Consider the following 25,557-nt stretch of genomic DNA (forward strand, 5'->3'; position numbering starts at 1 on the left):
CAGCAGATTGAAGGATGCCTGTGCTCAGGAAGACCCTCACGGCCGCCGCGTTCACCCTCGTCGCCGCCACCTCCCTCATGGCGGTCCCGACGGCCGCCAGCGCGGACGTCTACTGCGGCGACGGGTACAAGGTCGTCCACCAGAGCGAGATGCACAACTACACTAAGGTCTGGGGGACGGTGTACCTGACCTACAACAGCAGCACCGGCAAGAACTGCGTGACGGTCGTCAAGAGCAACTACGTCGGCACCAGCACCTGGACCAACGTCACGCTCACCGTCCAGGGCGGTAGCAGCTACGGCGTGAGCGAGACCGTCAAGTACTACGGCGGCCCGGTCTATGCCAGCGCCAAGGGCGCCTGCGTGAAGTACTCGGCCATCATCGAGGCCCCCAGCGGCGCCCGCGCCATCGGCGGACGCTCCACGTGGGGCAACTGCGGCTGACCCGAACGGAACCGATCCGTCCACGCGGACCACGGCCGCCCGGAGCCCCGACACCGGCCGGCCGTACCGCCACAACCCAAGCCCGCGGCACTCCCCGCACCCGCCACACCCCAAGGGCCGGGCCCCTGCGACTCGCACGCCGGCAACAGCTCCGCGCACCTCCGCAAGGCCCTTCAGTCGCCCCACCTCCGCCGCCCGCAACGCTTCGACGCACCCACGGCGACACTTCTCCGAACCCGCGCCACCACAGCCGCCCCCACACCGGGGCCGCCACACCGCGCCCCCGCCCCACAAGCGCCGCCTCCGCACGGCCCGCCCAGCCGCGCACCGACGCCTGAACACACAGCGCCACCCGGCCTCCCGGACACCCAGCCGCCCGGACGCCCAGCCGCCGGGACGCCCCGACGCCCCGACGCCCCGACGCCCCGACGCCCCGACGCAGGGTCGCACCGCCCAACGCCCCCTTGCCGCCGACACCCGGGAGCCCTCCCCCTCCCCCAGGCGCCCGCGACGTCCGCGACGTCCGCGAGATCAACGCGCCCCAGCCGAATGCCAGCGTTTGCCTTTATAGCGCGTGTGCAACTATTGTCGGAGCCTGCAAGAAGCAGTGGCAATAGTAAGAAGGGTCGCGCGATGCCTCTCGCACTCCTCGCCCTGGCCATCGGGGCCTTCGGGATCGGCACCACCGAGTTCGTGATCATGGGCCTGCTGCCCGAGATCGCCGCCGACTACGGTGTCACCATCCCCACCGCCGGCCTGCTGGTCACCGGCTACGCGATCGGCGTGGTCATCGGCGCGCCGCTGATGACGGTCCTCGGCACCCGGATCAGCCGCAAGACGATGCTGCTCGTGCTGATGGGCCTGTTCGTGATCGGCAACCTGCTGTCCGCGCTGGCGCCCGGGTTCGGCGTGATGCTCGGCGGCCGGATCGTGGCCTCGATGGCCCACGGCGCGTTCTTCGGCATCGGCTCGGTGGCCGCCGCCGGCCTGGTCGCCCCGCACAAGAAGGCCGGCGCCATCGCCACCATGTTCACCGGCCTGACCGTCGCCAACGTCGTGGGCGTGCCGCTGGGCACCTTCATCGGGCAGGCGGTGGGCTGGCGCACCACCTTCGCGATCGTCGCGGGGCTGGGCGTGGTCGGCCTGCTCGGCATCGCCGCGCTGGTGCCCGCCATGCCCCGGCCCGGAGGCACCCGCCTGCGCCCGGAGCTGACGGCGTTCCGCAACCCGCAGGTGCTGCTCGCGATGGCGATGACCGTGCTCGGCTTCGGCGGCGTCTTCGCCGCGATCACCTACATCGCGCCGATGATGACGCAGGTGGCCGGCTACTCCGCCGACGCGGTCACCTGGCTGCTGGTGCTGTTCGGCGTCGGCATGTTCCTCGGCAACCTGCTCGGCGGCCGGTTCGCCGACCGCGCCCTGATGCCCCTGCTCTACACGACCCTCGGCGGCCTCGCGGTCGTGCTGGCGCTGTTCACCCTGACCGCGCACGACAAGGTCGCCGCCGCGGTGAGCATCTTCCTGGTCGGGGCGCTGGGCTTCGCCACCGTGCCGCCGCTGCAGAAGCGCGTCCTGGACCAGGCGCACGGCGCGCCGACGCTGGCCTCCGCGGTCAACATCGGCGCGTTCAACCTCGGCAACGCGCTCGCGGCCTGGCTGGGCGGGCTCGTCATCGCCGCGGGCCTGGGCTACACCGCGCCGAACTGGGTGGGCGCGCTGCTCGCCGCCGCGGCGCTCGCCCTGGCGTTCTGGTCCGCCGCCCTGGAGCGCCGTGCGCCCGCGGGTGAGCCGGCCGCCGTCCCGGCTGCCGCGCTCGTCCGCGACTGACAGTCCCCCTCGTCAGGCCCGGACGGCGGCCATCTCCGTCAGGACGTCGTCCACCGGCGTCGCCGCGACGCCCAGGATCTCGACCGTCGAGGACGCGTCGAGCACGTTGGGCCGGTCGTACAGGTACGACATCTCGGGGAACTCGGCCATGATCGAGTCGGTGCGCCCGATCTCCTCCAGCTCCCGCAGGGACATGCGCCCCAGCCGCGGCGCGGGCGCCTGGGCCGCTTCGGCCAGCCGCCGGGCCAGCTCGCGCGCCGGAAGCTCGCTGGTGGAGGGCACGTGCCAGGCTCGTCCCCAGGACGCCTCGTGCCCCGCGGCGGCGATGAGCGTGCGGGCCGTGTCGCCGGTGTAGGACCAGCTGTGCGGCGCGTCCAGATCACCGGGATAGGAGACGGGCGCGCCGGCCAGCACCTGCGCCCCGACCATGAGCGTGAACGGCGAGTACGCGCCGGCGCCGAGGAAGTCGGCGGCCCTGACCTCGGTCACCCGCACCCGGCCCGCCTCGTGGGCGGCGAGGGCGTCCTGCCACATCCGCGCCCGGACCTGGCCCTTCCGGCTGGTCGGCGCCATCGGCGTCCCGTCGGCGACGGGCCCCTCGACCGGCCCGTACCCGTAGGTGTTGCCCAGCATGACGTAATCGGCCCCGCTGCGCCCGGCGGCGGCCAGCAACGCGGCGGCCAGCGGCGGCCACTCGGCCGGCCAGCGATCGTAGGGCGGCATCGCGCAGTTGTACAGGACGGCGGCCCCCTCGGCCAGCTCCGCCAGCCGGTCGGCGTCGCAGGCGTCGGCGGGCACGCGTTCGATCCGGGGATGGGCCGGGCCGCTGCCGCTCCGGGTGACCAGGCGCACCCGCTGCCCGGATTCGGCCAGCAGCCGGGCGGTGGCCGATCCGGTGGCTCCGGCGCCGACGACGACATGAAAGGACACGATCTTCTCCAAACACAGGGGGACAGTGACACCGGTTGTCCACCCTGTACCGCCGGCGATCAGTACGATAGTGGCCCGAATGCCAAGTATCTGGAGGTTCGGGCCATGCATCGGGTGGCCGTGATCGCCGTCCCGCCGGCCACGACGTTCGACCTGTCCATACCGGAGCTGGTGCTCGGCGAGATGACCGTGGACGGCCGGCCCGGCTACGACGTCCGGATCTGCACGGCCGAACCCGGTCCCGTCGCCACCGGCGGCAGCCTGCACGTCACCGTCACGCACGGGCTGGAGATCGTCGAGGACGCCGACACCGTCATCGTCACCGGAACGGGCGCCCGCGACGACGTCGACCCCCGGGTCCTGCGGGCCCTGCGGCGGGCGGCGGAGAGCGGCAGACGCGTCGCCTCGATCTGCACCGGGGCCTTCGTCCTGGCGCGGGCGGGGTTGCTGGAGGGCCGCAGCGCCACCACGTACTGGGCCAGGTCGGAGGAGTTCCGCCGCCGCTACTCGTCCGTCGACCTGCGCCCCGACGTGCTCTACGTCGAGGACGGCAACATCTGGACCTCCGCCGGCCTGTCCGCCGGCATCGACCTGTGCCTGCACATGGTGCGCGGCGACTACGGCGCCGCCGCGGCCAACGCCGTGGCCCGGCTGGTCGTGGCCGCGCCGGTGCGTCCGGGCGGCCAGGCCCAGTTCATCGCCTCCCCGCTGCCGCCCGAGACCGGGCTCTCGCTGGCCGCCACCCGGGCATGGGCGCTGGAGCGGCTGCACGAACCCCTCACCCGCGCCGACCTCGCCGCCCACGCCCGCACCAGCGTGCGCACGCTGACCCGCCGCTTCCACGCCGAGACCGGCCACAGCCCGCTGCAATGGCTCCTCCACCAGCGGGTGGAGCAGGCCAGGGAACTGCTGGAGAGCACGGACCTGCCCATGGGCCAGGTGGCCCAGCTCAGTGGCCTGGTCACCACGGACTCGCTGCGCCAGCACATCTCCCATCGGACCGGCCTGACGCCCACCGCCTACCGCGCGGCCTTCACCCGGGGGACCGCGTCCGGCACGCCCGACGTATTGCACCAATCGATGCAAAACCGGTAGCGAGGCCGAGATCTTTCGACGAGGACCGCGCCCTGGACACCGCGATGCGCACGTTCTGGGCGAACGGCTACGAGTCCACCTCCACCAGAGACCTGTGCGAGGCGCTCGGCCTCGACCGCAGCGGCGTCTACAACGCCTTCACCAACAAGCGCGAGCTGTTCAAGCGCGCCCTGACCCGCTACATGGACGCCATCCGCGTCCTGCTGCCGGGGCTGGTCCTGAACGCGATCTTCCTGGCCGGGTCCGCGCTGTTCGCCCACCTGAGCGTCCCCGCGGTGATCGCCATGCTGGGCGCCGGGCTGGCCGTGCTCGGCGTGGTGTCCCTGCTGCCCGAGCTCGGCCGCCGTGCCGGGGCGCGGTCATCGGCGCCGGGCCCCGTCGACCCCTGCCTGGCCGCATTCGCGGGGCAGGAGCGTCCCTAGGAGAACCAGCTTCCGCCGAGCTCCTGGACGGCCTTGCCGCCCTTGGGCACCAGCACCGCCTCGCTCAGCACGTTGTTGACGCTCTTGGCGTCGTTGAGCAGGGCGAACAGGAAGAACATGCCGCCACTCGCGGTACGGAAGCCGAAGACGGAGCCGCGGCCGGCGAACCCGACGTACAGCCCCTTGTTGACCCGGGGGAACGCCTTGCGGCTGTAGCTGTCCTTGGCCAGGCGGTAGCCCGAGTCGCCCTCCTTGTTCCTGTCCCCGTTCCAGAAGTTGCGGTACTCCTCGGCGACGGCGGCCGCCATCTCGTCGTCCATGTCGGCGATGTAGCCGTCGGCGTCGAGCAGCGGCTCGGGCATCCGCTGTCCCCAGTGCACCGGGGTCGCGACGGCCAGCCGGAAGGACTGCCCGGGGGAGCGCAGGAACGCCAACACGTGCGGGCGGCTGTGGCCCTTGGTGTCGCGGTAGGTCGCCTTCGCGATGAACCAGTCCCCGGCCGGCGGCTGCCGCTCCGGCCGGGGCACATAGACCGCCGGGGTGCCGGTCGGGTTGATCGGCTTGTGCGCCGGCTTCCATCCGAAGCCCTCGCGGTTGCGTTCGAGCACGCCCTCGTGCAGGGCGCCTTCGACGAACAGCGCGTCGAGCCGGGCGTTCGACCGCCACCACTTGCGCTTCTTGATCGCCGCGTTGTACTGGGCCACCCACGTGCGCATGGCCGTCCTGGCCTGGGGGACGGTCAGGGCCTGCGCGGTCGCCGAGGGAGCGGGTGTGGCGCTCGCGGACGGCGTGGCGTCCGGCGACTGGGACGGAGACTGCGACTGCGACTGGGACGGCGAGGCCGCGGGCGAGGCGGCCCGGCTCGGCGTCGGCGGGTCGGCGGGCCGATAGGGCAGTCCCGGGATCGCGCCGCAGCCGGTCAGGCTCAGCACGAGAGCCACGATCAGCGGTTGTGCGCGCACCGACAACTCCCCCAAGACAGCGCAAAGACCTGACAAACAAGAACATATCGGATACGTCCCGCCGCGCCGGACTCCCCGCAGCGACCCGGCACGCGCGGACCGGCACGCGCGGACCGCCGCCCGTGGACCGCCGCCCGTGGACCGCCGCCCGTGGACCGCCGCCCGTGGACCGCCGCCCGTGGACCGCCGCCCGTGGACCGGCGGACAATACACTGCCGGTCATGCCACCCAGACGCAGGCGCAGCCCTGCGGAATCGCGTGCCGAACTGCTGGCCGCCGCGGCCGAGCTGATCAGGGAACGAGGTCCGGACAACGTCAGCCTGCGGCAGATCGCCGAGGCCGCCGGGGTCGCCCACGGGCTCGTGTCCCACTATTTCGGCACCTACGCCGTTCTGGTCAGGGAGGTGCTGCGGGCCGAGAACGACCGGATCGAAGCCCGCGTACGCGAGCGCATCCAGGCCGAGGACGGCGTGCCCACCGCGGCGGGCATGATGGACGTGCTCTTCGACACCCTGGCCGACGAACGCTATCTGCGCCTGTTCGTCTGGACCGAGATGCACGCCGACTACCGGGGCGCCGCGCGGCCGGAGCTGGTGGAGCTGATCGACACGATGGAGGCCGGGATCCGCGCCGCGCTCGCCGGACGCCCCGCGCCCAGCCGGTCGCGCATCGAGGCGGTGGTCCTGGTGGGCCTGTCGGCCGCGTACGGCTTCGCGATCGGCGGCCGGTCGTGGCTGTCGGGCCTGGGCCACGATCCCGACGACCCGGCCCGCGCGGCGGAGTTCCGCGTCCAGCTCACGCGGATGATGGGCGCCCACATGGTGGAGGAGTCCGGGCTGGAGCCGGCCGGCTGACTTGTTCTCCGTTTGGAGAATAGGATGGTCCCGTCACTTCGGCCACACGGACAGGACCGCCCATGCCCGAGCACCCCGACCTCATCCCCGCCCGGCCGGTACGCCCCTCCGACGAGGAGCGCGAGCGGGCGGCCCGGCGACTCCAGGAGGCCGCCGCCGCGGGCCGGATCGAACTGGCCGAGCTGGACCAGCGGCTCGGCGAGATCTACACGGCCCGCACCCAGGGCGAGCTCGCGCACGCCGGCCGCGACCTCCCCGAACCGGCCCGGACGGACTCGCTGGTGGTCCGGGACGAGCCCCACTCGCGCTTCGCCTTCAGCGTGTTCGGCTGGTTCAGCCGCAAGGGCCGCTGGGTCGCCCCGCGCGTGTTCACCTCCCTGTCGGTCTTCGGCGGCGGCGAGATCGACCTGCGCGACGCCCGCTTCGCCGGCCAGGAGATCCGGGTGCGCGCCTTCGCCCTGTGGGGGTACACCGAGGTCGTCGTCCCCGACGACGTCGAGGTGGAGGTCAAGGGCCTCGGGCTGTTCGGCGCGTTCGACCGCGGCGCCGTCAACAGCAGGCAGGGGGCGCCGCGGGTCGTGGTCAGCGGCCTGGCCCTGTTCGGCGGCGTCGGAACGAAGACCAAGCCGCCCGCCGCCAGGTGAACCGCCCTTCGCCGGTCAGAGGCGGGGGATCTCCACCTCGCGCACGGCCGCCAGCGCGGCCGGCGGGAAGTCCGGCCACTGCGGCCCGTGGTGCGCCGGACCCTGGAGGTGCCTGTCGGCGAACGCCTGGGCGGCGGCCAGCACGTCCGCGACCTGCCGCGCGGTGAGCCTCCCGGACGTCAGCGCCTCCCCCAGCTCGTCCAGGTCCAGCACCCGGTACGGCATGCCGGGCGGTCCGACGACGAAGTCGACGTAGTGGTCGGCCACCCGGACCGTGTCGCCGCTCTCCCGGATCCCGACCAGGTCGATGTACCACCAGCCGGCGCGCTCCGGCCTGAACACCACGGGCTGGTGGAGTTGCACCGACTCGTCCAGCAGCAGGAACGCCCGTTGCCGACGGTCCGCGCCGGGGCGGACGTACCTGCCCTCCGGGATGTCGAACTCGTAGGCCGCCACCCGGCCCACCCGGACTCCCGGGCACGGCAGCTCGCCGCGCAACACGGTGACCCGCTCCGGGGTCGTCCCCACCTGAAGGTTCCGGCCCGCATTCACACGGCCGGATCGTACCGGGAGGGCGCCTGGGCGCCGAGCAGACCACCCTCATGGGACGTCACCGGGCCCGCACCGGCCTCGGCCGCGAGTTCCGCGCCGCCGACGTCGTGGCCACCCGCGGCGGTGACGGCGCCCACGTCGTCCTGGAAGCCGTCGGCGACATGCCCGCCTACCGGCGGGCACTCCGGCCGGGCGGCGTCATCAGCCGCGCCGGCGTCCCGCAGCACGACGACGCGCCGATCGGCACGGGCGGCCCGTTCCGCCACCACCTGCGCCTGGCCGGCGGCCCGGCCCCGGTCCGCGCCCACATCGACGCCGGGACACCACCTGCGGGCGTCGCCGCTTACAAGCGGGAGGAAGGAAACAACCCCGTGAGGAACGATCCTCAGCCCGCCACGCCACCCCGCCCGCGCCTCCCCCGCGCACGGTCGCCATACTGCAGAAGGCGCACGGTGAAGAGCCCCCTGGTGGCCTGAGCACAGACCACCACGGCACCTTCCGCCGACCCGGTGCTCCGGAGCCGCCATCGGCCCGGAGCACCCGCGCCCACGACATCCACGACGTCGGAAGGCCCTGATGACAGCCGACCAGCCCATCTGCTGCCCCACCTGCAAGGGAGTCCTCCCCGGCCGGCAGCGCAGCGACTACACGGCCGCCCGCGGACGCCTCGTCGTCGTCAACGGCTACTGCCAGGGCCACTGCCCGGCCCCCGAACAGCCGCGCCGCCTCCAGGCCCCCGCGGAACACCCCGTCCCCGCCGACCTCGGCACCCGGCAGCCGCTGAACGTCCCGGCGCCGGCACTCTGATCCCGGCACCCCGAGACCACCGGGCCGTCGCGGCTCAGTCGAGGAGCTCCACGTACCCGTCGGTTCCGTGGACGCGGATCCGCTGCCCGTCGCGGATCAGCCGGGTGGCCCCCTCCACCCCCACCACCGCCGGCAGCCCGTACTCCCGCGCGATCACCGCTCCGTGCGTCATCAGGCCGCCCACCTCCGTCACCAGCCCGGCGATGCCCACGAACAACGGGGTCCAGCTCGGGTCGGTGAAGGCCGTGACCAGGATGTCCCCCGCCGCCAGGTCGGCCCGCGCCATGTCCAGCACGACCCGGGCACGGCCCTCGACGGTCCCCGCCGAGACCGCCAGGCCGGCCAGCGCCCCCGGCGGCACGTCCTCGCGCTGGTACCGGCCGGCGAGCACCTCGCCGCCCGACGTGAGCACCCGCGGCGGGCGCAGCGTCTCGTGCCACCGGAAGTCCTCCCGGCGCCGCAGGACGAGCTCGCCGTCCGCCCGGCCTGTGCGCACGACCTCCTGCAGTTCCTGGAACCGCAGGAAGAAGACGTCCTCCCGGTCGCGCAGCACGCCCGCCCGGACGAGACGGTCGGCCTCCCGCCACAACGCCTGCTTGTAGGCCAGGTAACGGCAGACCATGCCGTACTTGGGGAACTCCCGATAGCCCGCGAACGTGCGCACCCTGGCGATCATCCGCTCGGTCTCCGCCGCCTTCCGCTCCCCGTCGGGCAGGGCCCGCAGGCGCGCCAGCACGTCCCGCTCCTTGCGCAGGGCCTCCTGACGTCCCTGCTCGAAACGCCGCGCACCGGCACCCGCCTCGAAATTCCGGACATTTCCAAGGATCACCGGGACGAGCATGGCGGGCCGCTCACTCCAGCGCGTCCGGGTGATGTCGATCTCCCCCGCGCAACGCATGCCGTACTGCTCCAGGAAGCCCCGGACGGCCTCGGCCGCCTCCCGGCCGCCGGGCAGCTCGCCCAGCTCGTCCAGGAAAGCGTCGCCCTCCCGCTCCTCGGCCGCCACCCGTTGCAGGAACGCCACCACCTCGGCGTGCGGACGGATCACGTCCGCCACGTCCAGCAGCGCCAGCCCCATCTCCGACGTGACGTTGTGCGGGACGGACTGCGTCAGCACATCGGCCGCGTTCCGCTCCCCCAGCCACTCCTCCAGGTGATCGTTCAGCCACCAGGCCGCCTCCATGCCCGCCATGATCGCCTGGAAGCTCCGTGGGCCGAACAGCAGACGCCTCAGCTCCGCGATGTCAGCCAGGATGAACTCGAACAGCTCCGGCCCGGACAGCTCCTCGATGCGGCGCCGCAACGCCGCCACGGACTCGCGACCGTCCCGGACGAGCTCGGCGACCAGCTCCGGATCGGTCTCGATCGGCGCGGGCGGAGCAGCCGCAGGCGCGACACCCGACTCCTCCTCCGGCACCGCCCGGATGAAGTCGCCGCGATCCACCACCGTCTGCAACGCGTCCCGGATGAGCGGGTCGGACTTGCCCAGCGTCCCGATGAGGTTCGCCCGGCCCGCCGCCGTCGCCAGGACCGGGGCCACGTCCACGAACAGCCGCCCGCCCGCCTCAGCCATCGGCCGCGACGTCGTCAGCTGCCAGAAGGACAACCCCAGCGGCTTCATCGCGTCGGTCATCATCTGCTGATGCCCCACGGAGACATAGACGTGGTTGTCCTGGTCGTCGGCGACCGGAACCGGGAACAACGTCGTGATCGGCCGGCTCTGCACGACGTGGAACTCCCCGTCGGCCAGACACCACTCGATGTCCTGCGGCCGGCCGAACCACGCCTCGATCCGCCGTCCCAGGCCTACCAGGCCAACCGCCTGCTCATCGGTCAGAGCCCGCCGGGCCGACCGCTCGTCCTCGACCGGCGCCTCCTCGGTGCCGCCCGCCGGGGACGCCCGCACCACCCGCGCCTTGGCCCCGACGGACACGTCCACGACCCGGTCGTCCCGCACCGTGTAGACGTCTCCAGCGACCACGCCCGAGACCAGCGCCTCACCCAGCCCCCACACCGCCTCCACGACGGCGGCCTTCCGGTCCGACGTCACCGGATCCGCCGTGAACAGGACCCCGGCCGCCTCCGGGAACACCATCCGCTGCACGACCACCGCCATCCGAACCCCGCGGTGATCGAAGCCGTTACGCCGCCGGTAGACCACCGCCCGCTCCGTGAACAGCGAGGCCCAGCACCGCCGCACATGCCGGAGCACCTCCGCCGGCCCCACGACGTTCAGGTACGAATCCTGCTGCCCGGCGAAGGACGCCGTCGGCAGGTCCTCGGCCGTCGCGCTCGACCGCACCGCACAGGCGGCCCCCTCCCCGAGCCGGGCCAGCGACTCCCCGATCGCCGCCGCCAGCTCGTCGGGCACAGGCGCGCCCTCGATGAGGGCGCGGATCTCCGCGCTCAGCGCGCGGACCGCCGCACGGTCGTCCGGGTCCACCTTCGACAGCAGGTCGAGCTGGGCGTCGAACGACGGCACCGCGGACACGACCCGCTGGAAGGCGTCGGTCGTGACGCAGAAGCCGTCCGGCACGCGGACGCCGTCGATCCGCGAGAGCTCGCCGAGGGCGACGCCCTTCCCGCCGACGTCGGCGATGTTCGCCGCGTTGATCTGCCCGAACTCCAGCACGTAACCCAATTCCGTCGCTCCATCCATCGTCGGGGTTGGTTCGCAACGGGCAGTATGAACGACTTTTCGAGGTCTCATGAGGGACGGGGATCCGCTATAAAGTGAAAGTGAGGGGACGTTCCCCTCAGCATCGCGCCTGCCCGCCGATCCCGGCCCGAAGATCCCCCGCCGGGACGAGACGGTGACGACAACGCCCCACCGCGCGCAATCACCAGAAAGCCGCTAAGGCTATCCCCATCCCGGGCGCTCCTCCCCCATCATCACCCGGAGACATGAAAAACTAGCGCCTGGGATAGGGAAACACAGCCCCCTCGAACCGTGAGTCGCAAATCCCCATATAACCGGAAATATCCCCAGGTTCCCGGCGCTTCCCGCTCGTCACCGGCGTGGAAATCACATGAGTTCTCCACCTTTGTCACCCGGCGAGGCTTTCTGGCGAATTATTCCAAATGCGGGATTTAACGTTTCCCTCGCCGCCAAAGACCTGGTCACCCACGTGCCAGGTTCCGTTATAGAGTCTGCACCCGGAACCCCGCCGAGAAAGGTGACAGGCATGCAGGACGCGGCCATCGACCGAGTAAAGCTCATCTTCACCCTGTTCGACGCCGACGGCACCGGTTACCTTGAGGCCGGAGACTTCGACCGTATGGCCAACCGCGTATTGGCGGCTTCGCCGCGTTCCACAGAAGCCGCCAAGAGTGCGATCAGTGACGCTTTCCGTCGTTACTGGACAACTCTTGTCGAGGAACTCGACTTGGACAAAGACGGCCGCATCAGCTTCGAGGAGTACAGCGCCTGCGTCCTGTCCCCCGAACGCTTCGACGACGCCCTGACCGACTTCGCCGAGGCGCTGGCCGAGCTGGGCGACCCCGACGGCGACGGCCTCATCCACCGCACCGATTTCATGGCGCTCATGACCGCCATCGGCTTCAAGCGGCGCAACGTCAACACCCTCTTCGACGCGTTCGGCCCCTCCCAGGACGACCAGGTCAAGGTCCCGGTCTGGGCCGAGGGCATCAAGGAGTACTACAGCCCCGAGAAGGCGGACATCGCGGGCGACCTCCTGCTCGGAGAGTCCAGCTGACGGCCGCCACAGCCGGCGCGTCCGGCCTTCGACGACGAGAAGGGGAGCAGTAGTGGAACCAGTCATCGGACTTGCCATCGGCCGGGGAACGGGCCCCGAGCTCGCGGCCGTCTTCGAGCGGGTGCTGGCCGGGATCGCCGACGCCTGCGGCACGAAGGTGGCCCTCACCCGCTCTGAGCGGATCTATCACTCCTACGTGTCCTTGAAGGCCGGCGCGGAGGCCGAGGAGATCCGCGAGAGCACGCGGCAGGACGCCGACCACTACACGCGCTTCTGCCGCTCGCTGGCAGCCGCCGGCGTCCCTGCCGTCTTCCGTACGGCGATCAACGCCCAGTCGCTCTACCTGGTCCGCCAGCGCCTCCAGGCGGTGAAGATCGACGCCATCACCACGGCGGGGGCGTCGCTGCTGCTGGTCAGAGACCAGGCCCAGGGCTTCTACACCGGCGAGAACGTGCACCTTCCCGGCGCGCTCGTCCGCACGATGACCTTCAGCAGGGAGATCACCGAGAAGGTCATCGCGCTGGCCGTGCGCCGGGCGCGCGAGGAGTGGCCCGACGGCCGCATCGACGAGATCGTCATGGCCTACAAGTTCCACCTGCTCGACGGGGCGCTCGACGAGTGGGTGGCCGAGAGCGCCGCCCGCCACGGCGTGCAGATCGGCCTGTTCCAGCCCGACACCGTCAACCGCAACCTCATCGAACGCGGCCCCCGCCCCCGCACGGTGATCATCGCGGGCAACGAGTGGGCCGACATCATGCACGTGGTGCTGCTCGACCGCTTCGGCTCCGAGCGGCAGGAGAACCGCTGCACCGAGAACGTCTACCTCCATCCCGACGCGTGCGGCCTGGTCGAGTACCAGACCGTGCACGGCTCCGCCGACGACCTGGCGGGCACCGGGAGGGTCAACCCGGTGGCCACCGTACGGGCCGCGGCGGCCATCGCCGAGCGGCACGCGGGGTGCGCCGGAGCGGTGCGGATGGTCGAACGCGCCCTGATGGCGCTCGACCGTCACGGCGTCGCCACCCCTGACGCCGGCGGACACCACTCCACCACCGGCGTGGTCGACGCCCTCCTCGACGCCCTGGAGCCCGTGGCCCGTCCGGTACTGATGGCGGACTCATGACCGACGAGCAACCACCGCCTCACAAGGAACGTTCCATACAGGTCAACGGGGAATCCCAGGAACGCGCCGTCGTCCCGGCCCCTGGGGAGCACCGGCCGGTGCAGGAACGTGCTGGCCTGGGCGGCGAGGAGCGCCCGCCCGTCGAGGATCACGGCGGCCTGGCCGTCGAGGAGCGGCCGCCCGTACAGCAGCGTGCCGGTCTGGGCGACGACGGCCAGGACTTCGCCGAGCGTGCGGCTCTGGTCGTCGTTGACCTGCAGAACGACTTCTGTACCGGCGCGACCGCCCGTGCCCGTTATGCCGGTGACCCGGCGGCTCTGGAAACGGCCGCGGCCAACACGGCCAGAGCCCTGGCGTCGGCGCGAGCCCGCGGCATGGACGTGGTGTTCGTCCGTTTCGTCGGTGACGCCGAGCATCAGGGGCCGAGCTGGCGGCGGCGCGACCTGGCTCAAGGCAAACCCCTCAAATGCCTCGAAGGCACCTGGGGCGCGCAGTTCCACAAGGTCGAGCCCGCGCCCGGGGAGCCGGTCTTCACCAAGTGGGCCTGCTTCGACGCCTTCCTCAGCGAGGGCTTCGAGCGGCACCTGCGCGAGCGCGGCATCGTCCGCCTGGTGTTCGCCGGCCTTTACACCGACGTCTGCGTGGACAGCACCGCCCGCACCGCGTTCCAGAAGGGCTTCCACATCACGGTGCTGACCGACTGCACCGCCAGCCGCTACCTGCCCGACTCGGAGATCCTGCGCTTCATGGCCGCCCTCTACGGCGCCCATCTCACCTCCCACGACGTCCCCAGCTCGTGGATCCCGGAACAGGAGACCGCCGCGGTGTCAGCGGCCGGTCGAGCGGCCCGAGAGGAGAGCACGTGCCGGACAACCGACAGCTCGAGATCGACAGCGGCGTCGGCCTGACCGCGCTCATGGTCGCCGCCGCGCGGGCGATCGAGACCCACCGTCCCGACTCCCTGGCCGCCGACCCCTACGCCGAGCACTTCGTCCGCGCCTCCGCCGCCTCGGCCGCCTGGCCGACCCGCCCGCAGGACGTGCCCGGCGGCGACGCCAACCCTCTGTGGGGCAGGCTCGGGCGCTACTTCGGTCTGCGCACCCGGGTGCTCGACGACTTCCTGCTGCGCGCGGCCAGGGCGGGCATCTGGCAGACGGTCCTGCTCGGTGCGGGGCTCGACAGCCGGGCGCTGCGGCTCGGCTGGCCCCGAGGGCAGGTCGTGTACGAGATCGACCGGCCGGGCGTGCTGGCGTTCAAGGAGCACGTGCTCGCCTCGCTGGCCGACGAGCCGGCTGCGCCGGTCCGGGTCGTCCCGGCGGCACGGCGGCGGGTGGTCGCGGCCGACGTGGGCGACGACTGGGCCGGCGCGCTGCTGGCCGAGGGCTTCGACGCGAACGCGCCGACCGCTTGGCTGGCCGAGGGGCTTCTGCTCTACCTGGACCCGGAGGTCGAACGGCGGCTCCAGCGGACCATCGACGTGCTGAGCGGCGAGGGGAGCGTCCTGGCGTTCGAGGCGAAGCTCGGGCTGGGGTCGTCGGCGGTTCGCGCCAATCCGGTCTACGCGGCGACCAAGACACAGATCGGCGTGGATCTGCTCGCGTTGTTCGACAGGAAGCCGCGTCCCGACTCCATTGGGCTGCTGAGGGGGCGGGGCTGGTCGACCACCGTCCGTACGCCCTTCGACTTCACCCGCGAGCACGGTCGAGGCCCCCTCCCCGAACCGGACGACGCCTTGGCCACCAACCGCTGGGTGTTCGCCGACAAACCGCGACAAAGCCACGTGTTGGGCGTCTCCGTGCCCACGTTCCGCGACTGCTGACGACCGCCGGCTCCCGGGCCGGTCACGCGCAGACGGCGACGCCCGGGATCCCGCCCAACCAGACGGCGAGACCCCACTTGGCGGGCGTCCCGACAACCAAACGGCGACGCCCCCATCCCGCGGGCGTCCCAACCAACCAAGCGGTGGCCCCCTCCGCCGTGGATGTCCCGGCCAACCAAACGGTGGTACCCCCTCCCCCACGGGAGTCCCGGCCAATCAGACGCCGAGGCCCCCACTCCGCGGGGGTTCCGGACCAGTGACGACTGCGAACGGTCGGGAGCCGGGCGGTCCGGGCGCGGTTGAGGATGGCGCCATGTGTGGCCGTCGAGTGCGGGGTCGGTGCGTGGGGAGGGCTTGGTGGCCGGTGTCCGGGGGCGGGTGATGGGGGTGGTGGTTTTCAGGTGGTGGGGGCGTGTTCTCGTGCCGAGATCAGGATGTCCAGGGTTGCGAGGGTTTCGGACCAGGGCACCGGGTTGGGGGCGCCGTTCACCATGCTGAGGAAGGCCTCCATCGTCCGGACAAAGCCCAGGTTGCGTACCGGGTCGGGGCCGCTTTCGATCACGATCGACTCGCTGCCGTGCCGGCCGTGGAGGGTCAGCGTGTAGGCGTTTTCGTCAGAGACGCCCAGGATTTCGACCGTTCCGACTATCCCGTTCGCCCACTGCAGTGCCAGGACGCCGGTGTCCTCGGACCTGAGTGTCCGGTAGTGGCGTCTGGTTCCGGCTGCCCCTACCAGGCGCACGTCCGGGCCCAGCAGGGCGACCAGCGGCTCGACGCCGTGGATGCCCATGGTCACCATCGTCCCGCCGCCCTCGCCGGGCGTGTCCTGCCAGGCGTTGTAGCCGTCGGCCCACTGGCCCACGTCGTGCCGGACCGTCGCCCGTACCGACAGCACGTCCTGCACGTCGGCGCGGACCTGGGCGAAGGCGGGCGCGAAACGCAGCACCGAGCCCGACATCACCCGATCGTGCACCGGCAGCCGGCGCAGGGCGTCGAGCTGCTCCCGCGTCGCGGCGGCGGGCTTGTTCACGAAGCACGGCACGCCGGTCTCCAGGACCCGGCCGAGGGCGGCGGGCACGTGCGGGTTGGGGAGCGTCAGCACGACGCCGTCCGGGGTTCCGGCCAGCAGTTCGTCGAGGTCGCCCGCCACCTTCGCCTCGGGATGCTCGTCGGTGAAGCGCCGCAGCCGCTCGGCATCAGGCTCCCAGACGGCCAGCTCGGCATGGTGGGCCAGGGTACGGGCGTCGGTGTACGGATGGCTGGTGGCGAGCCCGGCAAGCGCGATGCGCACAGTTCCTCCAAAGGGGCGATATTTCCGCAAATGATCCACATCATGTCAGGACCACGGGAACCACTCCGGGCCCCTCAGGGGCGAACCCATTCCTGGGACACAAGGACAACCACTGCCCTGGTCCCAGGAGCTGAGCCGCGCCGGCCGCTGAGGCTGAGCCAGGCCGGCCGCTGCGGCTGGACGCGGTGACGCAGCACTGCTTCCCGTGTTCGCGGGAAGACTGCGTGGCCCTGGTCGACACTGACCTCGGTCTCCGCTGCGGGAGGACGGCGGGCCGGGGGCGTGCAGCGGGGCCCGTAGTTTGTGGTTGCCGGTCGCCGTCCACGCAGGGCCATGGAAACAGCTCCGTGCCCTTCACGGGTCAACCCAGTCCTGAGACGCAAGGGCAACCCACTCCCGGCTTCCCGAAACTGAGCCACGGCTCGGTCTCCGGTTCAGTGGGGACGGCAGGCCGGGGGCGTGCGGCGGGGGCGTCCGAAGTTTGTGGGGGGGCGGTCGTGGTTCATGCGGGTGCCGGGTGCTGCTTGGTGTGGAGGGTCGTTCTGGTTTCTCGTTCGGGCGGTGTCGTTCTGAGGGAGGTGATCGTGTCGGTCGTGAGGGCCGTGGTCGCCGGAAACTCGGTGGACCGTACGGCTGGTCGCTGCGAGTATGGCCGGTGATGTACCGAGCGTAGGAACACGTCGATCACCGGCAGGGGGACGGCCCAGGAGCCGTCGCTCCCTTGTCGGCAGCTCTCTGACTCTTCCCTCAGACGATCGACGTACGGGCGCCCGAGCGCGCCCGGAGAAGGACATTCCATGGACATCCATGAGTACGCCAGGTACGACGCCACCGGCCTCCGCGACCTGATCAGGACGGGCAAGGCCGACGCCGGAGAGGTCGAGGTGGCAGCCCGCCAGGCGCTGGCGCAGGTCGACGAGCACGTGAACGGGCTGGCGCTGCCGGTGTTCTCGCCGGCGCTCGACCACGCCGCCGACGGACCCTTCGCGGGGGTGCCGTTCCTCATCAAGGATCACGGGCCGGTGGCCGAGGGGGTGCCGTTCACGCTGGGCAGCCGGGCCTATCCCGGCGTCCTCGCCCGGCGCGACACCGACCTGATGGCCCGGTTCCGCGCCGCCGGACTGGTCACGCTGGGCCTGACCACGGTGCCCGAGCTCTGTGTCAGTTTCACCACCGAGCCCGTGCGCTACGGGCCCGTACGCAACCCCTGGGACCTCGGCCGCACCGCGGGCGGATCGAGCGGCGGCGCGGCGGCGCTGGTGGCGGCCGGGGCCGTGCCGGTCGCGCACGCCAGCGACGGCGCCGGCTCTACCCGGATCCCGGCCGCCTGCTGCGGGCTGGTCGGGCTCAAGCTGAGCCGTGGGCGCGGCCCCTGCGGCCCGGACGCCGGCGAGCTGGTCCTCGGCATGGCGGACGAGTTCGTCCTCACGCGCACGGTCCGCGACGCCGCGGGCCTGCTGGACGCGGTCCACGGGCCGGGGATCGGCGACAAGTACACCGCGCCTCCGCCGCGCGGGTCGTACGCGCGGGAGCTCGGGACGGATCCGGGCCGGTTGCGGGTCGCGCTGACCACCGCCTCCTGGATGGGCACGGACGTGGACCCGGAGGTCGCCGCGGCGGCGGTGGCGACGGCCCGCGTGCTGGAGCAGGCGGGGCACGTCGTGGAGGAGGCGAGCCCGGCGATCGACCGGGAGGACGCCATGAGGGCCTGGATCATCGAGGCCGTCGGGGTCGCCTCCCCGTGCCTGCTCGCGCCACGGCAGCCCGACGAGGCCAGGATGGAGGCGGTCTCGCGGGAGTTCCTGAAGGCGGCCAGGCAGGCCACCGCGCTGGACATGCTGGCCGCCTTCGACGCCCAGAACCGGATCACCCGTTCGGCGGCGGCCTTCTTCGCCGGATACGACCTGCTCGTCACGCCCACCCTGGGCCGTCTGCCGGTGCCGCACGGCACGTTGCGGTACGACGACCCCGGCCAGACGCTGCGGGGATGGCTGGAGACGTTGTCCGGGTTCGGGCCGTTCACGCAGGTGTTCAACACCACCGGGCAGCCGGCGATCAGCCTGCCGCTGGGTCAGAGCGCGGGCGGGCTGCCCGTCGGCGTGCAGCTCGCCGCCGCGTACGGGCGCGAGGACCTGCTGATCCAGGTCGCCGCGTACCTGGAACGGGCGATGCCGTGGCGGGACCGGATTCCGCCGCTCTTCGCGGGCGACCTCTCCGGGTGATGGGCAGGCCGCCGCTCTTGGCGGGCGACCTCTCAGGGTGATGGACAGGCCGCCGCTCTTCGCGGGCGGCCTGTCAGGGTGACGGGGAGGCCGCCGCTCTGATGCGGTGGGTGAGGGCGGCTCGGCTTCGAGCGGGGGCATGTCATCCCCGGTCGAGGCCGTGGCCGCCCTTGCGGCTGGTTCAAGGCCCGTTGCGCCGACGCTCTGCCGTGGGCCGGCACTGCGGGGTCCTGTGCTGCGTCGCGTGAACCCGATCGCCGGCTCGTGTGAAAGACGGGCGACACTACTTCCTTGCAAAGGCTCAACCACATGCCGCCCAGCACAACCCTGTCCGACGCCGCCCTGATCGAACGGTCGTGGCGAGATCCCGAGGACTTCGCCCTGCTGTTCGACCGGCACGCAGGACACATCCACCGTTACGTGGCCCGCCGGCTCGGCGACGACACGGCCGACGACGTCGTCTCCGAGACGTTCCTGGCGGCGTTCCGGCAGCGCCGGGACTACGACACGGCGCGCCCGGAGGCTCTTCCCTGGCTGTACGGCTTCGCGACCAACTTCATCCGCCGGCACCAGCGCGCCGAGATCAACCGCTACAAGGCGTACGCGAAGGTGGGCGCGCTGCCCGACGCGGACGACGCCGCCGAACAGGCGCTTGAGCGGGCGAGCGCGCAGGCCGCACGCCGGCCGCTCGCCCGGGCGCTGGCCTCGCTGAAGGCCCGCGACCGTGACGTCCTCTTACTCGTGGCCTGGGCCGACCTCACCTACGAGGAGGTGGCCGACGCCCTGTCCGTGCCGATCGGAACGGTTCGTTCCCGGCTCAATCGCGCGCGGGCCATCGTCCGCGACGTCCTCGGCAGCATCGACCCCACGATGGAGCAGACCTCATGAACGACCTGTCCGACCTGACCGAGTTGCGTGACCTGTTCGCCGGCAAGCCGTACCCGACGGCGGATCGCCTCGCCCCCGCCCGTGCCGCGCTCCTGGCCGAAGCCCGTGCCAAGCGCCGGTTCCGGCTCCGGGCGGCCGGGCTGTGGCGGCTGGCGCCGGCGGGGGGCCTGGTCGCGGCGATGGCCGCGGGGGTCATCGTCGTCCAGACGGTCAACTCCTCCGCGCCCGCGAGCGCCGCCGAGGTCCTGCGCCTGGCGGCCGAGGCCGCGGCCGCCGCGCCCTGGCCGCAACCCCGCGACGACCAGTACCTCCACTACGAGCGCATCGCGGAGTCGCACAGCGAGAAGGGGGTCCGCAACGTCGTTCCGCGGCACAACACGGGCGAGGTCTGGGAGTCCGTGGACGGCTCCCGCACAGGGCTCCACTGGCACAAGCCGGCGAGGACCGTCCCCCGGGGCGGCGAGTACAAGGAGCTCCTGGTCCGGTGCCCCGAACGCGGCGCCGGGCGTCCCACCTACGCCGACCTCCGGAAGTGGCCGGTCGAGCGGGAGCAGCTCCGGCGCAAGCTGGCCGAGCTCGGCAACGAGACGGTCTCCGGCCAGGACACGGCGACCCGGACCTGGTACGGCGTCCGCAGCGTCCTCGGCAGCCCGGTCCCGCCCAGGCAGCAGGCGGCCATCTTCGAGATCGCCGCGACCCTGCCGGGCATCGAGATGGAGGAGCTCAAGGACGCCACCGGCAAGGCGGGCATCGCGGTGACCCGGGTGGACAATCTGGGGCCCGGGGGTACCGTCTCCCGGGAATCGCTCATCTTCGACAAGACCTCCTACGTGCTTCTGGGCGGGCAGGACCTCGTGCCGGGGCAGGGGCGTGAGGTGTGGTCCGTCACCCGTCCGCAGCTCATCGACGCGCTCCCGGCCTGGTCCACGTCGGTGAAGCGGAAGGGCTGCGCCTGAGCCGAGCGGACCGGTCCCGGACTACTCCCGGGGGCGTAGCCGGCCGCGCACCGGTCCCCCGGCGGTAGCGGCAGGTCACTCCGCCGGCAGGACGCCACCGGACGGCGGCGCGACCATCATGGCGGGCATGAGATCAGCAGTGAATGACCGGAACAGGTCGGAGGTCCTGAGTTCCGCCCTGGACGGCGTGCGCCGCGCGGGCGTGCCGGGCGTGTACGCCGAGGTGCGCGACGCCGGCCAGGTGTGGCGGGGCGCCGCCGGGGTCGCCGACGTGGAGACCGGCCGTCCCGTCGAGCCCGGGATGGTGCAGCGTGTGGGCAGCATCACCAAGACCTTCGTCGCGGCCGCCGTCCTGCAGCGGGCCGAGCGGGGCGACCTCCAGCTCGACGCGCCGATCGGCCGCTACCTGCCCCGGCTGGTGCCGGGCGGGCGCGGGCAGCGGATCACCGTCCGGATGCTGCTCAACCACACCAGCGGCATCGCCGAGTATCTTCCCGCCGCGTTCCCGTCGCTGCGCGGGTTCCCCTCCCTGCCGGACGTCTCGCCGGAGAGCCTGGACGGCAACCGGTTCACGTACTTCCCCCCGGCCGAGCTGATCAGGATGGGGCTCGCGGCGCCCCCGACCGGCGAGCCCGGCGCCACTCCCGGCGTCTACTCCAACACCAACTACATGATCCTCGGCCGGCTGCTGGAGCACGTGACCGGCGCCACGGCCGAGGGGTACGTCACCCGCCACGTCATCGAACGCGCCGGGCTGCGCAACACCGCCTTCCCCGGCGGGCCGCGGATCGAGGAACCGCACCCGCGGATCTACGAGTCGTTCTTCGGCATGATCGACCCGCCCCGCGACTACAGCGTGTACGACATGTCCTGGGTGCGGACGGCGGCCTCCCTGGTGTCCACCATGGAGGACCTCAACACCTTCTACGGCCTGCTGCTCTGCGGCGAGATCGTCGGCCTGTCCGTGCTGGCGGAGATGCACCGCACGGTCCCGGTCCGCGCCCACACCGGGGAGATGATCGACTACGGCCTCGGCCTGCAGAGGGTCGAGATCCCGGGCGGCGGCACCTGCTGGGGCCACGGCGGCACGGTGTGGGGAGCCACCACGATGTCGCTGACCCGCGACGACGGCAGGCGGCAACTGTCCATCACGACGAACCTCGCGCGATGGAACAGGCCGGACGCCTCGGGCAGGCCCCGCCCCCATCCGATCGACACCGCCCTGGCCGCCTTCAGCCGGCACGTCATGGGTCCTCGCGCCAGGGCACGCGGCTGACGCCTTTACAATGTAGATTCGTTACCGGCCCGGCAACTCACCGGGACTGATCGCGGCTTGCGATCAGGTCACGGGCAGGGACCCGCGAGCCGTTCGTCGGCTAGCGTCACCGGCATGCCCCTCGCCTCGATCCCCAGCCCTTCCCAAGGGGTCTGGCATCTCGGGTTCGTCCCGATCCGGGCCTACGCGTTGTGCTTCATCGTCGCCATCGGGTTCGGCATCTGGCTGAGCGAGCGCCGCTGGCGCGCCCGTGGCGGCGAGCCGGGCACGATCGGCGACATCGCGAGGCCCGCGGTGATCTTCGGGCTGGTCGGCGGCCGGCTCTACCACGTCATCACCGACTGGCAGACCTACTTCGGCCCGCGCGCGATCAAGGAGCCGTACCGGGCGCTGTTCGTCTGGGAGGGCGGGCTCGGGATCTGGGGCGCGGTCGCCCTGGGCGGCGTGGGCGTGTGGCTGGCCTGCCGCCGCCGGGGGCTGCCGCTCGGGCCGGTGGCCGACACGATCGCGCCCGGCATCGCGTTCGGGCAGGCCATCGCCCGCTGGGGCAACTGGTTCAACCAGGAGCTGTACGGCAGCCCGACCACGCTGCCGTGGGGCCTGGAGATCGACCAGGCGCACGGCGGCCTGCCGGGCACGCTCTACCACCCGGCGTTCCTGTACGAGTCCCTGTGGGACGCGGCCCTCGGCTTCGCGCTGATCCTGGCCGGCCGGCGGCTGAGGCCGGACCGCGGCCGGCTGTTCGCCCTCTACGTCGCCGGTTACACCGCCGGACGGTTCTGGATCGAGGGGCTGCGGATCGACCCGGTCGGCGGCGTGGACCACGCGGTGACGCTCCTCGGCCTGCGGATCAACCAGTGGACCTCGATCGTGCTGTTCGCCGGAGCGCTGATCTTCCTGTGGGCGACTCGCCGCAAGGAGGACGAACCGGCCCTCGATCACAGTCGCTGACCGGCCGGGACGGCCTCAGCCGGTCGGGGCCCCGAGCAGCCGTCGCAGGTCGGCGACCGGCTGGACCCCGGAGACCGGCGGGCGGCCGTCGATCACCAGGCTGGGCACGCCGGTGACGCCGTGCCCGGCCGCGCGACGCCGGTCGGCGCGCACCTGCTCGGCGTACTCGTCGCCGGCCAGGACGGCGCGCGCCTCCGCGCCGTCCAGCCCGGCCTGTGCGGCCAGGCTCCGCAGGACCTCGGCGTCGGCCACGTTGAGCCCTTCGGTGTGGTACGCGTACAGCAGCGCCTCCATCATCTCCTCGGCCCGGCCGCGGACGGCGGCCAGCTTGACCAGCCGGTGGGCGTCGAAGGTGTTCACCGGCCTGGCCAGGTGCAGGTTCAGCGCCAGGCCCTCGGCCGCGCCCACCTCCCGGATGTGGGCGACGCGGGCGGGAGCCTGCTCCCCCCACCAGCCCGCCATGGCCTCGGCGGCGGTCGGGCCTGGGGTCCGGCCCTCGTCGGGCGCGAGCTCGTGGCTGCGCCAGACGACCTCGACGGCGTCGCGGGCGGGGTGCCCGGCCAGCGCGCGGGACAGGCGTCGCTTGCCGATGTAGCACCAGGGGCACAGCACGTCGGCGTAGATCTCCAGCTTCATGAACGTCCTGTCCTGATCGGGAATGCGGTCAAGGGGGCCAGGACATCGTGCAATCTCAACCGCGCTTGAGGTCAACCCGGCGGCGGGGAGGCCGCGCCGGGAGTCCCGGCGCGGCCTCGACGGGGGACGGGCTCAGCGGGTCGTGATCTCGCTGACGGACAGGTTGCCCCAGGTGTGGTTGGCGGCCTTGACGACCAGGCGCACCTGGGTGGTCGTGACCGGCGCGGGCAGCGGCACCGACCGGCGCTCGACCGTGGCGGTGTTGCTCGCCCAGCTGATCGCCGCGCCGGCCGTCTGGGTCACCCAGGCCGAGCCGTTCCAGGTCTGGACGTCGAGGGAGGTGATGCCCTGGCCCTGGCCGAAGTGGGTGGCCAGCACGACCTCGCCGACCGTCCTGGGGCTGGGGAAGGTGAGGGTGACGGTGCCCGGATAGGTGACGCCGGAGGACGGGCTGGCCCAGGTCGTGTAGTCCCAGCCGTCGGTGAGGGCGGCGGGGGTGGTGCTCTGGCCGTTGCCGAAGGAGGTGGTCACGGTCGCGGCGGGCTCGGACAGGCCGGCGCCCGCCGTCCGCTGGAGGGCGCCGAGGTCGGGCATGCCCGAGGGCAGGGCCGTGCCGGAGACGTCGCGGCCGCCGTCGGAGGCGATCTCGAGGCCCTGCCGCAGGACGGGGGACGACGCCGTCGGGAGGTATCCGGACAGGTCGCCGAGGGTGGTGGCGCTTCCGGGCGCGGTCAGCAGCGGGTCGCCGGACAGGGCCGCCCTGTCGCCGCCGGGGATCGGGCCGGAGTGGTAGAGGTTGCGGTCGTACTGGACGGCGCCGCCGTCGTTGTAGGGCAGGTTGGCGCCGTTGTGGATGACGTTGTTGCGCAGCCGGATGTTGCTCACCGAGCTGCTCCACACCTTGACCAGGCTGAAGGAGGCCCGGTCCGGATGGTTCTGGATGAACGGCGTCAGCGGGACCCAGACGGTGTTGTTGTAGGCGTCGATGTTCCTGGAGTTGGTGGAGAAGGCGAAGACCTGGTTGGCGTCGTTCTGGCTGACGTTGTAGCGGATGGTCGCCTCGGCCGGTCCGGTGCCGGTCGAGACGGCGATGAAGAACCCGCCCTCGTTGTCGTGGCTGAAGTTGTACTGGACCAGGCTGCGGTGGACGGAGGCGTCGGCGTCGAAGGCGTTGCCGTCGCTGGCCAGGCCCCAGTACTTCGTCCCGGACACCTCGTTGAACTGGACCACGGTGTCGTCGGCCCCGGCCCACCAGATGCCGACGTTGCCGTGGTTCTGGGCGGTCCTGGCGACCCGGTTGCGTTCGATGAGCGCGCCCTGGGCCTGCATGACGGTGATGCCGCCTGCCGAGATGTCGTGCACGTCGTTGCCGCGGACGACCACGCCCGTGCTCGGCGTCCAGGGCCGGTAGTCGGCGGCGGGGATGCCCATGAGGTCGCTCCACAGGGACGTCCAGCCTTCGCGCTGCATCCACTGCGACCAGGTGACGATCCCGTACGAACGGGAGTCGGCGACCTCGTTGTCCTCGATGAGCAGGTCCTGGTAGTAGGTGGCGGTGTTCTTGCCCAGCGCGCTGACGATGATCCCGCCCGCCGACGGGTTGGACGACTGCGATCCGGAGGCTGCGCCCTGGATGGCGTGCACGTGGTTGCCGCGCACGGTGACCCGGGGGACGGCGCCGAGGTCGGTGGCGGTGACCGCGATGCCGATGCGCGGCGTGCTGCCCGACCCGGTGTTGGTCACCTCGAACCCGTCCAGGACGACGTCGTGCAGGTCGGCGAGCTTGACGGCCGCGTCCACGACGCCGCCGCCGGCGATGGACGGCCGGGCGCCGGCGCCGTAGGAGGTGAAGGTGACCGGGCTGCCGGCCGAGCCCGAGCCGCGCGGCGCGAGCCGCCCGGTCCACTGCCCGCCGGCCTTGAAGCGGACGGTGTCGCCGGGCTGGAACGTCTGGGCGTTGACCTTGTCGAGGGTCCGCCACGCGGTGGACGGGGAGTGCCCGTCGGCCGCGTCGTTGCCCGCGGGGTCGACGTAGTAGGAGGTGGCGGCATAGGCCGGGGCGGGCGCGGCCACGAAGGTCAGGACCAGCGCGGCGCACGGTAAGAGAACTCGGAACACGGCAACTCCTTGGGAGGTGACGGTC

The 25,557-nt window shown here is 72.2% G+C and carries 24 protein-coding genes; 17 read left to right on the plus strand and 7 right to left on the minus strand.

Translation table 11 applies throughout. The features are described from left to right. Positions 1-20 precede the first annotated feature (20 nt). Together ACIBST_RS37440 and ACIBST_RS37445 are read left to right on the plus strand one after the other, a co-directional pair. Entirely contained in the window at positions 21-443 is a 423-nt protein-coding gene (locus tag ACIBST_RS37440; protein WP_397178301.1) for a spore-associated protein A, read from the plus strand. A 633-nt stretch (positions 444-1,076) separates the two neighbouring features. After that, positions 1,077-2,270: an MFS transporter gene (locus ACIBST_RS37445; protein WP_397178302.1), complete on the plus strand. Its 1,194-nt coding sequence runs from the start codon at positions 1,077-1,079 to the stop codon at positions 2,268-2,270. A 12-nt stretch (positions 2,271-2,282) separates the two neighbouring features. Here ACIBST_RS37445 and ACIBST_RS37450 read toward each other — a convergent pair whose 3' ends face one another. Next, positions 2,283-3,200, minus strand: coding sequence for an NAD-dependent epimerase/dehydratase family protein (locus ACIBST_RS37450; protein WP_397178303.1), 918 nt, complete (start codon positions 3,198-3,200; stop codon positions 2,283-2,285). 105 nt (positions 3,201-3,305) lie between these two features. Between ACIBST_RS37450 and ACIBST_RS37455 the strand changes: the two genes are divergently transcribed. Both ACIBST_RS37455 and ACIBST_RS37460 read left to right on the plus strand, forming a co-directional pair. Continuing rightward, positions 3,306-4,295: a GlxA family transcriptional regulator gene (locus tag ACIBST_RS37455; protein ID WP_397178304.1), complete on the plus strand. Its 990-nt coding sequence runs from the start codon at positions 3,306-3,308 to the stop codon at positions 4,293-4,295. A 44-nt stretch (positions 4,296-4,339) separates the two neighbouring features. After that, positions 4,340-4,717, plus strand: a complete 378-nt coding sequence (locus ACIBST_RS37460) for a TetR/AcrR family transcriptional regulator (protein WP_397178305.1) — start codon at positions 4,340-4,342, stop codon at positions 4,715-4,717. Here the strand turns inward: ACIBST_RS37460 and ACIBST_RS37465 are convergent. Next, positions 4,714-5,679, minus strand: coding sequence for a hypothetical protein (locus ACIBST_RS37465; RefSeq protein WP_397178306.1), 966 nt, complete (start codon positions 5,677-5,679; stop codon positions 4,714-4,716). The two genes, ACIBST_RS37460 and ACIBST_RS37465, sit on opposite strands and share 4 nt — an antisense overlap. Positions 5,680-5,900: 221 nt before the next feature. Here ACIBST_RS37465 and ACIBST_RS37470 point away from each other — a divergent pair, with 221 nt between their 5' ends. Both ACIBST_RS37470 and ACIBST_RS37475 read left to right on the plus strand, forming a co-directional pair. Continuing rightward, the gene (locus ACIBST_RS37470) at positions 5,901-6,533 is read left to right on the plus strand and encodes a TetR/AcrR family transcriptional regulator (RefSeq protein WP_397178307.1); all 633 of its coding nucleotides are present in this window, start codon (positions 5,901-5,903) and stop codon (positions 6,531-6,533) included. Between the two features lie 62 nt (positions 6,534-6,595). Further along, entirely contained in the window at positions 6,596-7,177 is a 582-nt protein-coding gene (locus ACIBST_RS37475; RefSeq protein WP_397178308.1) for a DUF1707 domain-containing protein, read from the plus strand. A gap of 15 nt (positions 7,178-7,192) precedes the next feature. Here ACIBST_RS37475 and ACIBST_RS37480 read toward each other — a convergent pair whose 3' ends face one another. After that, the gene (locus ACIBST_RS37480) at positions 7,193-7,705 is read right to left on the minus strand and encodes a DUF402 domain-containing protein (RefSeq protein WP_397178309.1); all 513 of its coding nucleotides are present in this window, start codon (positions 7,703-7,705) and stop codon (positions 7,193-7,195) included. A gap of 74 nt (positions 7,706-7,779) precedes the next feature. On the opposite strand from ACIBST_RS37480, the gene ACIBST_RS37485 reads away from it, so the two are divergent. Then, positions 7,780-8,205, plus strand: a complete 426-nt coding sequence (locus ACIBST_RS37485; protein ID WP_397178310.1) for a hypothetical protein — start codon at positions 7,780-7,782, stop codon at positions 8,203-8,205. Positions 8,206-8,305: 100 nt separating this feature from the next. After that, entirely contained in the window at positions 8,306-8,536 is a 231-nt protein-coding gene (locus tag ACIBST_RS37490; protein ID WP_397178311.1) for a hypothetical protein, read from the plus strand. Between the two features lie 34 nt (positions 8,537-8,570). On the opposite strand, the gene rph is transcribed toward ACIBST_RS37490, so the two are convergent. Next, positions 8,571-11,168: a rifamycin-inactivating phosphotransferase gene (rph, locus tag ACIBST_RS37495; protein WP_397178468.1), complete on the minus strand. Its 2,598-nt coding sequence runs from the start codon at positions 11,166-11,168 to the stop codon at positions 8,571-8,573. Positions 11,169-11,721: 553 nt separating this feature from the next. Here rph and ACIBST_RS37500 point away from each other — a divergent pair. The 4 genes from ACIBST_RS37500 (at position 11,722) to ACIBST_RS37515 (ending at position 15,194) form a co-directional block, all read left to right on the plus strand. After that, the gene (locus tag ACIBST_RS37500; protein WP_397178312.1) at positions 11,722-12,252 is read left to right on the plus strand and encodes an EF-hand domain-containing protein; all 531 of its coding nucleotides are present in this window, start codon (positions 11,722-11,724) and stop codon (positions 12,250-12,252) included. Between the two features lie 52 nt (positions 12,253-12,304). Continuing rightward, positions 12,305-13,375, plus strand: coding sequence for an isocitrate/isopropylmalate family dehydrogenase (locus ACIBST_RS37505; protein ID WP_397178313.1), 1,071 nt, complete (start codon positions 12,305-12,307; stop codon positions 13,373-13,375). Positions 13,376-13,473: 98 nt separating this feature from the next. After that, positions 13,474-14,283 (plus strand): cysteine hydrolase family protein, encoded by an 810-nt coding sequence (locus ACIBST_RS37510; protein WP_397178314.1) that lies wholly within the window; start codon positions 13,474-13,476, stop codon positions 14,281-14,283. Next, positions 14,238-15,194 carry an SAM-dependent methyltransferase gene (locus ACIBST_RS37515; RefSeq protein WP_397178315.1) on the plus strand — a complete coding sequence of 319 codons (957 nt, stop codon included), beginning with the start codon at positions 14,238-14,240 and terminating at the stop codon, positions 15,192-15,194. The genes ACIBST_RS37510 and ACIBST_RS37515 overlap by 46 nt, the downstream gene beginning before the upstream one ends. A 397-nt stretch (positions 15,195-15,591) precedes the next feature. On the opposite strand, the gene ACIBST_RS37520 is transcribed toward ACIBST_RS37515, so the two are convergent. Then, positions 15,592-16,485 (minus strand): Gfo/Idh/MocA family protein, encoded by an 894-nt coding sequence (locus ACIBST_RS37520; RefSeq protein ID WP_397178316.1) that lies wholly within the window; start codon positions 16,483-16,485, stop codon positions 15,592-15,594. 797 nt (positions 16,486-17,282) lie between these two features. On the opposite strand from ACIBST_RS37520, the gene ACIBST_RS37525 reads away from it, so the two are divergent. The 5 genes from ACIBST_RS37525 to lgt all read left to right on the plus strand — a co-directional run bounded on the left by ACIBST_RS37525 (position 17,283) and on the right by lgt (position 22,778). Beyond that, positions 17,283-18,707, plus strand: a complete 1,425-nt coding sequence (locus ACIBST_RS37525; RefSeq protein ID WP_397178317.1) for an amidase — start codon at positions 17,283-17,285, stop codon at positions 18,705-18,707. A 309-nt stretch (positions 18,708-19,016) separates the two neighbouring features. Next, positions 19,017-19,595: an RNA polymerase sigma factor gene (locus ACIBST_RS37530; protein WP_397178318.1), complete on the plus strand. Its 579-nt coding sequence runs from the start codon at positions 19,017-19,019 to the stop codon at positions 19,593-19,595. After that, entirely contained in the window at positions 19,592-20,551 is a 960-nt protein-coding gene (locus ACIBST_RS37535; protein ID WP_397178319.1) for a CU044_5270 family protein, read from the plus strand. The genes ACIBST_RS37530 and ACIBST_RS37535 overlap by 4 nt, the downstream gene beginning before the upstream one ends. Before the next feature lie 127 nt (positions 20,552-20,678). Further along, positions 20,679-21,827, plus strand: coding sequence for a serine hydrolase domain-containing protein (locus tag ACIBST_RS37540; protein WP_397178320.1), 1,149 nt, complete (start codon positions 20,679-20,681; stop codon positions 21,825-21,827). Positions 21,828-21,941: 114 nt separating this feature from the next. Next, a complete protein-coding gene (gene lgt / locus ACIBST_RS37545; RefSeq protein WP_397178321.1) occupies positions 21,942-22,778 on the plus strand; it encodes a prolipoprotein diacylglyceryl transferase in 837 nt (278 codons plus the stop codon). 15 nt (positions 22,779-22,793) lie between these two features. Here the strand turns inward: lgt and ACIBST_RS37550 are convergent, their stop codons facing one another. Continuing rightward, complete coding sequence (locus ACIBST_RS37550; protein ID WP_397178322.1) at positions 22,794-23,414, minus strand: DsbA family protein; 621 nt, start codon at positions 23,412-23,414, stop codon at positions 22,794-22,796. A gap of 132 nt (positions 23,415-23,546) precedes the next feature. Beyond that, on the minus strand, positions 23,547-25,532 hold the full coding sequence (locus tag ACIBST_RS37555) for a right-handed parallel beta-helix repeat-containing protein (RefSeq protein ID WP_397178323.1): 1,986 nt from the start codon (positions 25,530-25,532) through the stop codon (positions 23,547-23,549). Positions 25,533-25,557 lie beyond the last annotated feature (25 nt).

Origin of the sequence: Nonomuraea sp. NPDC049684 (assembly GCF_044465345.1) — a bacterium.
Lineage (GTDB): Bacteria > Actinomycetota > Actinomycetes > Streptosporangiales > Streptosporangiaceae > Nonomuraea.